Source organism: Bacillus multifaciens (assembly GCF_030756675.1).
In the GTDB taxonomy this organism is placed as follows: domain Bacteria; phylum Bacillota; class Bacilli; order Bacillales; family Bacillaceae_G; genus Bacillus_A; species Bacillus_A multifaciens.
Map to the genome: position 1 here is coordinate 1 of NZ_JAVBXD010000070.1, position 11,061 is coordinate 11,061.

The 11,061-nt window shown below is 32.1% G+C and carries 10 protein-coding genes and 4 pseudogenes; 9 read left to right on the plus strand and 5 right to left on the minus strand.

The window, feature by feature from the left end:
- From Q9306_RS23800 to Q9306_RS23835, 8 genes and pseudogenes are all read left to right on the plus strand, one after another.
- A pseudogene (locus Q9306_RS23800) lies at positions 1–937 on the plus strand (tail fiber domain-containing protein); the annotation flags it as partial.
- Positions 938–1,074: 137 nt separating this feature from the next.
- Positions 1,075–3,840, plus strand: coding sequence for an outer membrane protein assembly factor BamB family protein (locus tag Q9306_RS23805; RefSeq protein ID WP_306203007.1), 2,766 nt, complete (start codon positions 1,075–1,077; stop codon positions 3,838–3,840).
- 80 nt (positions 3,841–3,920) lie between these two features.
- On the plus strand, positions 3,921–4,412 hold the full coding sequence (locus tag Q9306_RS23810) for a phage holin family protein (protein ID WP_306203008.1): 492 nt from the start codon (positions 3,921–3,923) through the stop codon (positions 4,410–4,412).
- Positions 4,412–4,618 carry a hypothetical protein gene (locus Q9306_RS23815; RefSeq protein WP_306203010.1) on the plus strand — a complete coding sequence of 69 codons (207 nt, stop codon included), beginning with the start codon at positions 4,412–4,414 and terminating at the stop codon, positions 4,616–4,618. Before Q9306_RS23810 ends, Q9306_RS23815 begins: the two co-directional genes overlap by 1 nt.
- Before the next feature lie 81 nt (positions 4,619–4,699).
- A pseudogene (locus Q9306_RS24760) lies at positions 4,700–5,753 on the plus strand (GH25 family lysozyme).
- Positions 5,754–5,937: 184 nt separating this feature from the next.
- Positions 5,938–6,147, plus strand: a complete 210-nt coding sequence (locus tag Q9306_RS23825) for a hypothetical protein (RefSeq protein WP_306203012.1) — start codon at positions 5,938–5,940, stop codon at positions 6,145–6,147.
- A gap of 134 nt (positions 6,148–6,281) precedes the next feature.
- Positions 6,282–6,476, plus strand: a complete 195-nt coding sequence (locus tag Q9306_RS23830; protein ID WP_306203014.1) for an ABC transporter permease — start codon at positions 6,282–6,284, stop codon at positions 6,474–6,476.
- Between the two features lie 45 nt (positions 6,477–6,521).
- Positions 6,522–6,644: pseudogene (locus Q9306_RS23835) on the plus strand (N-acetylmuramoyl-L-alanine amidase); the annotation flags it as partial.
- Between the two features lie 34 nt (positions 6,645–6,678).
- On the opposite strand, the gene Q9306_RS23840 reads toward Q9306_RS23835, so the two are convergent.
- The 3 genes from Q9306_RS23840 to Q9306_RS23850 are packed head-to-tail and all read right to left on the minus strand — an operon-like array spanning position 6,679 to position 8,128.
- Positions 6,679–7,548 (minus strand): hypothetical protein, encoded by an 870-nt coding sequence (locus Q9306_RS23840; protein ID WP_306203016.1) that lies wholly within the window; start codon positions 7,546–7,548, stop codon positions 6,679–6,681.
- Positions 7,549–7,565: 17 nt separating this feature from the next.
- Positions 7,566–7,898 (minus strand): hypothetical protein, encoded by a 333-nt coding sequence (locus Q9306_RS23845; protein WP_306203021.1) that lies wholly within the window; start codon positions 7,896–7,898, stop codon positions 7,566–7,568.
- Positions 7,899–7,957: 59 nt separating this feature from the next.
- Positions 7,958–8,128 (minus strand): hypothetical protein, encoded by a 171-nt coding sequence (locus tag Q9306_RS23850; RefSeq protein ID WP_306203018.1) that lies wholly within the window; start codon positions 8,126–8,128, stop codon positions 7,958–7,960.
- A gap of 261 nt (positions 8,129–8,389) precedes the next feature.
- Here Q9306_RS23850 and Q9306_RS23855 point away from each other — a divergent pair.
- Positions 8,390–8,506 (plus strand): annotated as a pseudogene (locus tag Q9306_RS23855) (DNA-binding protein); the annotation flags it as partial.
- Positions 8,507–8,597: 91 nt separating this feature from the next.
- Here the strand turns inward: Q9306_RS23855 and Q9306_RS23860 are convergent.
- Together Q9306_RS23860 and Q9306_RS23865 are read right to left on the minus strand one after the other, a co-directional pair.
- Positions 8,598–9,644: a hypothetical protein gene (locus tag Q9306_RS23860; RefSeq protein ID WP_306203019.1), complete on the minus strand. Its 1,047-nt coding sequence runs from the start codon at positions 9,642–9,644 to the stop codon at positions 8,598–8,600.
- A gap of 81 nt (positions 9,645–9,725) precedes the next feature.
- Positions 9,726–10,559: a Fic family protein gene (locus Q9306_RS23865; protein ID WP_306203020.1), complete on the minus strand. Its 834-nt coding sequence runs from the start codon at positions 10,557–10,559 to the stop codon at positions 9,726–9,728.
- Positions 10,560–11,061: the final 502 nt, after the last annotated feature.

An 11,061-nucleotide genomic window follows, 5' to 3' on the forward strand; every position in this document is an offset into this window, starting at 1 on the left:
AAAGAGAGTTGTTACAGGTTTAGAAAAGGGACTTTTTTATAGTAAGGGTTATAAAGAAGACGGCTCGTTAGCAAATTCTATAGACATTGCTTCATGGGGTTTGATTCTTAATAATGGTAATGATCATGCAACATACGGAGCGCAAAGTTTTATTGTAAGGGATAACGGTCAATCAAAATCTGTCACAGCAAAGTCTTATGATTCAACTCAAGGATGGAAACCATCGTTAACCCTTGATAACCCTCAAAATGCAGAATTTACAAAGATAACGTCAAATGCACTTTATTTTTATAACATGCATAAAAACTATAAAAATGAATGGATTACTGAGGATATCGGTTCTCATATAACGTTATATAAATCAATGGTTTGTTGTGACGATCATTGGAATGGGTATTTGCAAGTAAAATCTAGCGATGGTTCACGTCACAGCGGTCTCGTAGCAACCGAATATAAAACTACATCCCAACGAAGGTTGAAAACATTCATAAAAGATTTACAGTTTGATGCACTACAAGATGTTTTAGATTTAAAAATAAAAGAGTACTATTTCAAAAGTGATGTAGCTAGTTTGTATGAAATGCGGGAAAACAAAGAAGGTGGACAAGCTCCATACACGTTGAAAGATATTCCGAAGCATTACGGTTTTATGGTTGATGATTGTCCGCTTTCATTCACAGATGATGAACGAAAAGGGGTTAATTTATATGCCTCTTTATCAGTTACAATAAGAGGTTTTCAACAGTATGTACAAAAAACAGACGATAGGCTGAATCAAATAGAAAAGGTGATTAATAATGAAAATAACAGCAGACCAAGAACTTTACGTAAAAGTGGTAGAAGAACAGCTAAACGTAGCCACCCAAGAGAAAAACATTTATTTGGCTCGTGTAATCGAACTAGAAGCGAAAAATCAAAAGTTAAGAGAAGAAAATGAGAAATTGAAACCAAAGTCTACTAATAAGTAAGGCTTTTTATTTTGATAATCACTCAAAATATTAAATTGATATATATGGTTAATATGTTATTATTTTAAATGTTATGTCTCACAAATTATTACATAGGAGGAAAACTATGAAAAAGAAATTTATGTTAATGCTGCTACTGTTCGCTTTGATGGTAGGATTAAACCCTCAGGCAATAACACAAGCACAAACTACTAACACACAAGGTGATCAATTTGAACAAGGGAATTATGATCTACAAGCCGAATTTCCTTTTGGACAAATTTGGAACAAGAACTCACCATATGCTGGAACAGATGTTAATAAAGTGAAATGGGAATACAAACTTTACTTTAACGATGGTTCCAACGGAAATCTTGTACAGTCATTCTCTTCCCCGCCAGCAATTAGCCGAGATGGCACTGTATATGCAGCAAATCAAAATGGTAAGTTATATGCATTTAATAAAGACGGCTCTATTAAATGGGTTAAAGAGGATATGGTAACAGCACATACTACACCAGTTATTGCGAAAGATGGAACAATTTATGTTGCGGGTATTAAATTCACTGCTGTAAATCCAGATGGTTCAATAAAATGGCAAGTTAACAATGTTAATATCCAAGATACACCTATCATAGACAGTAAAGGTATCATTTATGTGCGTAATACAGAGACAAATAAATTAGAAGCGTACAATTCAAATGGGAAACAACAATGGGCATCAAACAAAATTTCTGAAGGAAAAGTCGGAACTAATTCTATGCTCATTTCAAAAGATGGAATTATTTACACTTTAATTACAGATGACAAGACTAATTATCTCTATGCTCATGATAAAAATGGTAATGAATTATGGAAAAAAACTTTTGAAGGTGCAGAGCGAGCACCTGGGTTTTCTTTAGGGTTAAAGAATGAGTTGTACATTAATGACGGAAATATTTTATATGTTTTAGATAAAGATGGTAATGAAATTAAAAAGTGGAGCACACAATCAGCAAACCATTCATCTTCAGCTCCTACAATTTACTCAAAAGATGGCACAATTTACGTTGGTGGTGCGGATGGTATCTTTGCTTATAATCCAGATTATACATTAAAGTGGAAATATTCTGCTGGAGTTGTTACGGAATCACCAGTAATTGACAAAAACGGTATAGTTTATTTTAAAGCCTCCAATGAAATACATGCCTTAAACCCAGATGGAACATTAAAATGGAAAATGCCACTTGCATTAACTAACACGAATACAAATAATTCTATAACAATCGATGCGGATGGTACGCTATATACTGTAGGAGCTGGTGGATCACTTATAGACGATTCTTATTATTATTCTCTAATCGCAATCGGAGACACGTATATAGATAAAGTATGTACAAAAGAAAGTACATCGATGGAAGTATTAAAATCACTTGAAGCGAAAAGTAAGAATGCGAAATTAACAGAAGAAGAAAAGAAAGAAGCGCGTGATATCTTAAATAAGCTTTCTAGTAACATACAAGGTGAACAATTTGAACAAGGAAAGAAAGAAGCGCGTGATATCTTAAATAAGCTTCCTAGTAACACACAAGGTGAACAATTTGAACAAGGAAAATATGATTTACAAGCCGAGTTTCCTTTCGGACAGAATTGGAACAGGAATTCACCTTATGCTGGAACGGAAGTCAATAAGATAAAGTGGGAATACAAGAATTTTAATAGCAAAGGTGGTATTCAACAATTCCTTGCTCAACCAACAATTGATCGTGACGGTACAATTTATGTAGGGAATCAAAATGGAAAGTTATATGCATTTAATAAAGATGGTTCAATCAAATGGATTAAAGATGGTATGGGAAGCATGGATGCTTCACCGATTATGGGGGAAGATGGAACAATTTATTTTTCAGGGGCTAAAGGTCAACTAATAGCTTTAAATCCAGATGGATCAATTAAATGGCAAATTAATAAAGAAGGCTTTTATGCCAGAGAAACACCGATTATAGGTAGCGACGGTACAATTTATGTACGTAATATCAAAGAATATCGATTAGAGGCATATAATCCAGATGGTTCAGTTAAATGGGTATCAAATAAAATGATCCAGCTATTTTATTCAACTAATACTATGCGTATATCAAAAGATGGAACCATTTATAATGTAGTTCAAAGAGAATCAGAAAGTGTTATCTATGCTCATGATAAAAACGGAAAGCAATTATGGACAAAAACTCTTAAAGGACACCACCGTGGTTTTAATTTGGGCTTAAATGGTGAACTACTTCTTAATGGACAATTAGGGAGTAGTCAGAATGATACGGTAATTATTTTAGATAAAGATGGAAATTTAATAAAACAATGGACTCAAGTTCCAAAATCAATGTATGGTACACATGCTACTCCAACAATCTATTCTAAAGATGGGACTATCTATATAGGTGGAAATGATGGCTTGTATGCATATAACTCGGATTACACATTAAAATGGAAATATTCTACCGAAAGAGGTGTTAGCTCAACAACAATAGATAAAAATGGTGTGATTTATTTCAAATCAAGTACTGAATTATATGCAGTCAATCCAGATGGAACACTAAAATGGAAACTTCCACATTCATACGCAAGCGGAGCAAATGATTCTATAACTATAGATAAAGATGGTAATTTATATACTGTGGGATGGGCGCATGTAAAAGGTAATAAAGGTGGTGGGTATACAGATACATACTATTCTATAATGGCAATTGGAGACTCTTATGCAGACAACGTATGTACAAAAGAAAGTACATTCATGGAAGTACTAAAATCACTTGAAGCGAAAATTAAGAATGCGAAATTCACAGAAGAAGAAAAGAAAGAAGCACTTGAGATTTTAAATAAAATTTCTAATAATCTTGATAAGAAAGATAACTAAATTCGATTTTAAAAGAATTAAATAACTTGTAAAAAGAGGGACAAACGTCTCTCTTTTTTATTTTGGAAGGAGGTGAGGACTTGGAACGAATCGGCGATCTTGTAAACGCAATAAATATTACAGATGTTATCTGCAGCACGCAATTTAAAGTAGGTGCTTTCATATCTGGCGGTATAGGGGCAATTATTAGTTTTCTATATGGAAAAGCAAATATGATTTGGATTATCACTCTAATTTGGATTGTAACCCTAGACTGGATTACAGGGATTAGAGCTGCCAAAAAAGATGGAACATATTCATCTCAATATGGAATTGAAGGCATTACACGTACAGTAGTGCTTTTTTTGTTGCCTTCTTTTGCGCATATGTTAGATATGATGTTGAAATTACCGGATCTATTCTTTTTCACAATCACAGGTGGGTTAATTTATCACATATTTAATAGCTTTGCAGCTAACTGCGCACGCATTGGCTGGGATAAATGGATTCCAGCACGCTTGTTACAAAGTGTTGCTTCTGAAATTGAAGCAAAAATTAGACGTTCAGAAAATCGAAAAAGGAGAGATTCATAGTGAAAGGAAAATTTAAAAACCGCGGTTTGTGGGTTGCTTTGTTTGCGCTACTAGGAATGGTTCTTATGGATACTGTTCCTCATTTTAACGCAGGTCGCTATCAAGAATATGTGGATACTATTCTAGTAATTCTAATTGCAGCAGGGGTGATTTCTAATCCTACTGCAGGAAGATGGTTTACTGATGAAGATAAGAAAGAACAATAAAAATGCTGTACGAAGCTAAGGGCGCTGTCAAAAGACATTGCTCTTTTTTATTTCTATTAAATTAAGAGGAGAGAATAAATAATGACTAAACATATTATCGATATTTCAAAATGGAATGAAAATATTAATTGGGATGTAGCTACTCCAAATATCGCCTTGGCGATCTGTCGTGTGCAATACGGCTCAAATAAAGCAGACCATCTATATAAACAGCACGTAGAAAATTTAGAAGAACGAGGCATTCCGCATGCTGCATATGCATATGGCTGCTATGTATCTGTGGAAGATGCAATTGTAGAAGCAAAAGATTTTATGGATCGTGTGAGTCCTAACGCTAAATTTTTAGTGCTAGACGTTGAAGATGATACATTATCTAGCTGTGGTGGTACCAACCTAGCGAGGGCGTCACAGGCATTCATCGATACTTGTAAAGCTGCAGGGTGGAAAGTAGGCTTCTATCTATGTATCTCATCATATGTACAGCTCATATGGATTACAAAATGTACAAGCTGATTTCCTTTGGATTCCTCGTTACGGAGCAAAACCGAAATATCCATGTGATTTATGGCAATATGCAGACAATGCAACAGGCGGTTATATAGAAAGCGTTGGAAATTGTGATGTAAACTACTTGAATGGCGATAAATCACTTGAATGGTTTTTCGTAGGAGATAGCAACTTTGCAGGAGAAAATGACGATGTTGTTTTACCTCATGATTGGCAAACAAATAATTTAGGTAGTATTACTGTAACAGTAGATGTTGCAAATGTACGAGAAATTCCATCTACTGATGCAGCAGTTAAACGTCAAGTACAAAAAGGAAGCGGACATATTTACCTTGCTTGGCATCATGACGGATCTCATTTCTGGTATAAAATTGCGGAAAATAACTGGGTTCGTGACGATGTAGCGAAAATCAATAAAGATGGCAAATCTCAAGGTGTCGTTTGGGTAAACGGTACTGACATCAATTTACGTAAAGGTGCATCCACTGGTGACCCTGTTATGAATAAAATTACAAAGCGTTCTGCTTATGACGTTCATTATCGATATGAGAACTGGATTTATGTAACAGGTGAAGGCGTTGAAGGTTGGATGTATTTTGATGAGTCTTATGTACATTGGCTTAGATAATGTAGAGGCCGGCTCTTAATTGAGTCGGCTTTTTTATTTTTATGTACAGATTACAGAGGTTGTGTTATATTATTCCAGTAATGTTAGTTAAAAGAGTGAGATCGTCAACCTACCTCTGGTAAGTTAACTAAAATCAAGCAACCATAGAATGCTGTTGATTATTAGTTCTTATTAGAAGGAGGTGATGCATGTGGAAGAATGGATTTTAACTTTCTTGTTAGGATTATTCGCTGAAAGGTACTTAATTGAACCTTTCGTTGAGTATATAGAACAAAAAAGTTTGAGTTTATCTATTTTTACCTATGTAAAAACCACTCAAGCTATGGACGTAGCAGTAGAGTGGCTAAGAGTGCTAAAAATAGTTGCTTTTAGTTATGTGCCGTTCACTCACTGATAAGTGGGTATTACATAGGAAACAGGGTGTCTCTACCACTCTGTTTCTTTGCTATTTTACCTCTGTTTAGTGTACATTATACATTCATTAGAAGAATTTTGCATCCTTTAATAGAATGCGGAGGAGGAATTGCTATGAAAATTGATTTTCTTAAAATGTTTATAAAATCTACATTATTATTTGTTTTAGTTTTATTTTTAACGGATAAATTTTTAGATTATACAGGTATAAGAACAATGGTTTATGCGTTAAGTTTAGCGATAAGTATTCCGTTAGCTAGCTTAGGGATAGATTATATAAAATATTACCTTACAGAAAAACACGTTTAAAAGTTAATTTGACGTTTTTTTAATGTGTAATAAGCATTTCACACAGGTTTAGGATTCACTATTATCGTTAAAACTTCTGTGGATGGATCATCGCAATATAAAGTAAAAAATTCTCGTGGAAACGTGTACTATATTACAGCTAGTCCAACATACGTGAAAGTAAGCTAAAAGCAGGCTCCTATAAACGGGAGCCTGCTTTTAGTTACATATTATTTTCTTGAGCTTGTCTGATTATATTTAGAATCTGTTTGATATTTTCATTGTTGAGTTCTATTGTGTGTTTCGACAAATATCGTTGGAAATCTTGATCATTTACAATATCTATAGGTTCTCGCATGTCTTTATTTTCTTTTATATAGCTTTGAACCGAAAGCATTTCAGACAGCGATAACTGTTGCCAATGATTAAATGTTCGCTGTTTTAAAGGTTCTTTTGATGCAGCAATTTCCCTCTTTACATTATTCATGTCCGTTCTAATATTAGATAACTCATCTAAGATTATTTGGTTAACATCTGAAATAGTTTCTTGATTAAGAGTTGGAACTTTAAACTCACCAAAATTGCCTAAAAACGTTGAATAAGTTGTATCATTTTGAGATTTCTCATAAGTTATTTTAATTCTTGATGCTAATAGTTTTTGAAACTCTACTATCTTTTTAAATCTTAAATCTTTTGGGTAGATTAAATGTTCGATAACTCCTGTATCAAATATAAAATCAGTTACGTCATCTTTAATAATAATAGTAGGCTTATCAAAAGTTAATCGCATGCCTAATTCAAACATAACATTGGGGTTTCTACCACTAATATCACAAATTACAATATCTGCATTATATAGATTTTGAATTATTCTTTTATGAATAATATCAATTTCACCATCAGAATTACTTACTATCTCGGTTTTGAATTTTATTCCATCAACTTGTTTAGTTGCTTCTGTAATAATGCTTTTTACTTCAGACCAATGATCAGCGGTATAACCATCCATTGGAGCAATAGGCATGATTATACCACAATGTTTTTCATCCCCTTGATTCACTGCACTTTTAACATTTTGTTTTTTCGTTTCCATATAGTTATCTTCTTTTATTATAAATCAGATATACTTCTAACTTCTTTTTCCTTCGATTTGAATGCCTTCTTGTATTGCTTAAATTCCTTTTTATCAACTCTAAACTTTTCTCCTGTAGCAACGTTTTGTACTAAGTATGTTTTGGTTAAAGATTCTTTTATTACATAAACAATTGCAAATAATATAAGAGATAATCCCAGTGTAAGGATGCCTGTAAGAATTGCAGACATAATAAATATTGCATCGAAAGTTGTAGTTACTTTTTTTAGGATTAATCTGTTTCCAGCAGCAGCTTCCGCTTGTTGTAGTTGTTGCATACGTTGCACCGATGCGACTGTATCAAAACTTATGAAAATTTACCTCCAATGATATAATAAATTAATTATATCAAACTTTGGATATAGTGGTATTATTTATCAATATTAGGTTCAAAATTATGCTTTTGTTCCACATGAATTTCATAAACTAGTTTGATACAAAAGTCTACAGCCTCTTTATCACTATGCATAATAGTAACACCTTCTACTTGGTTATTCTGAAAGTCTTTTATTTCTTGTAACATTTCATTTGTAGTTTTCATATTCATCAATCGCCTTTTTGAAAATACAATTTTACTCATGGAAAAATGAGTTTTTGGCTATTTGCACTAATTTATTTCACCTCATATACTCAAGTTGCGTACCTTTCGATTTATCAGTCATTTTGAAATAGAAGAGTATCATGCGCCCTTCTATCTTTTTTATGCACACATAAAATCGTTGTCGAATATATCCCATCATTAAAACTAATTGTAAATATATCCCACTATTTGGTGTGACAAAGAAAAAGTAAGTGAATAAGTTTGATTAAGTCAGGAACATTAGTGCCAATTAAAGAGATGGTGAGGGATAGATTGTTTTTTAGAGAGAATATTTTGAAAAGAGGAGAACAAATGAAAAGAAAAACCGACTCTAAATAAGAGGCGGTTTTATTTATATAAATGCTTCTTTTGAAATGTCATTTACAGTCATTTTCTACAAGTTCTTTTTAACACAATAATCACTTTATGATCATTTAACATTTTTAAAATATCTTGATAGATTTAAAAGTTCTTGTGAAATAACTACAAGAATATTTAATATTTCTTTCTTTTTTACATCAATATCATCGTTTTCATTAATGAAATAAGTATTAGGTTTGGTATATGAATATATTTTACTTGAAGCAATTTGTAAATTTGTTTCTAACTCTGTAAGTGATACTCTTATTTCAATTGGAATTATAAAATTGTATTTATCATAAAATTCTTGATTTTTCTTTTTATAAAATTTGAGACAAGCATTGAATGAATCAGAAATATTTACATTTAATAAATTTTCATCTATTGGTGTATCAGTCCACACTGTATCCATAAATAATGCTTTAATTTCCTCATATTCAGTCATCTTCATTTTATATTCATCTGAATTTTTGTCTAATTGTTTTAATTTGAATTCTAGTTTTCCTTTTTTGATAAACAATTCATCGGTTTCTTCAAGAAGTTTCCAAACTAGTTTATCCCATGTATCAATTTTGGGAATCATTATAATAAAATTATCGTGTATTAGACTACCTTTTGAGACATCCCATACTTTATAGTTATTGATTAATAAAGAAAAATCAAAAGCTAGATCTTTTTTCTTTGTTATTTCTTTTAGGTCATTATTAATTTGATTATCATTAATTAAAGATAAATAAAGATCATCTTTTTTTAATAAATATAAGTAGTTTCTACTTAAAAGATTAATTAGTTTTTCGAAGTCTTTTCCTAAAATACCATATATTCTTTTTTCCTCTGCTTTTTTGTTATTTCGAGCGAATAAGCCCGCTATAATAAAAGAAGTAAAAATTATTCCTATCATGTCAGCTATTATATTTGGCAACAGACTATCCAACCAGAAAACTTTATCAAAAAACCCCTTAGCTTTGTTATTACTTATTTCTAAATTAAATGCATAAAAAAAGATTGCTAACACTACTAAAATGACAAAAATATGCACTTTATATTCCATTATTTTTGTAATGAAATATCTTGCGATAGTTTTCAACCATAAAATAATCGCTTCATAAATCCTCATAATATAGAAATTCTCCCTCTGAAATTTAAACTAACTAAAAATAGAACACTAATTATTATAACATTTATTATATGGAAATTATTACTCATTCCCTATAAATTCTCTATCAAAGAAATACTTGTCCATCAAGTTATTTACAATGCCGTTGAAGTATGCAAACATACTAAGCTTCATTTTCATTCCAGCTTTTACTTTCATAACAAATTCTTTGATAGCCTTCACACCAATTTCAAGTTCTTGGTCCTTATTGAATGCTGTAGCACCTGTTGTATAGTTAACAACTCTATTACACTGTTTTACGACCTTCCACAGTTCTTGAATTGTTTTAGATTCAGTGTAAAAACAGCTTGCTAAGTTAATAAAACGATCTGGAACCCAATGAGCAATAAAATTAGCTTCTTGGATATTATCTTCAGGAGTATTGCTATTATCATTATTATTACGTTTGTTTATATCTTTTATATTTTGTTTTAAAGAAGGAGTAGTTGTTTTTGTAGGACACTTTTCCTCCTTTTTAGCAGGTTGCTTGTCGGACATATCATTTTTAATAGATTGAATTACAATAGCGTTTGCTGTTTGATTCATGTCTGTATGACGTTTCATTGCAAACTGCTTGATTATGCCTAAGTCCACAAGTTTCTTCATTAAACGTTGCACAGTTTTATAAGATACTTCCATCATATCGGCAATTGTATTTTTGCATAGGAAACTAACACCTACATATTTACAGCTGTGGCGCTTTAAAATTTCAAGTAATGCAATAAGTCTAGATTGTACATCGGCACGTTTAACAGACATGCGGATAAGGTCTCTATATGTGCGTACAGTTTGGTTTAATTCTTCCACAGTTGTGAATGATGATAATTTCTTGTAATTACCTGTACAGGCAATTAAGTCAATACGTTTTCTTTCCATATTATATGTCCCCTTTGTGGAAACAAAAAAGCAACGTCACCAATTTGGTAAACGTTGCTTAAGAAACTCTACATGATGTAAAATAACTCATGAGAGTATAGCAAGTGTTTACCTGGCGTAATCAGGTGGACGGTATATATAGTGTTGGCGCACGATATATACACGCTGTGCTCTTTTGTTTTTTTATTAATAGGTGCCCACAAAAGTACCCACAAAACGCCCACAAAATAATGAAACGATATTATTTATTTTGAGTTCCTAATTTTGAAGGTTATTGATAAATATAGGTTTCATAGTTATTTTGATTTGATTTTATGGTATGAAGTTTGTTCAGAACGCAAGTTCACCAATGGGAACGCGATCAATATATGACTCTTTACTAAGAGAGAAAAGCCTTGATACTACTAAAATGTACCCTATAGAGTAGACACTAAAAAAGTCTCTCTCTGTATGGTACATTTTTGTATAATTAAGAAATACAAAACTTGAAAATAAAACATGG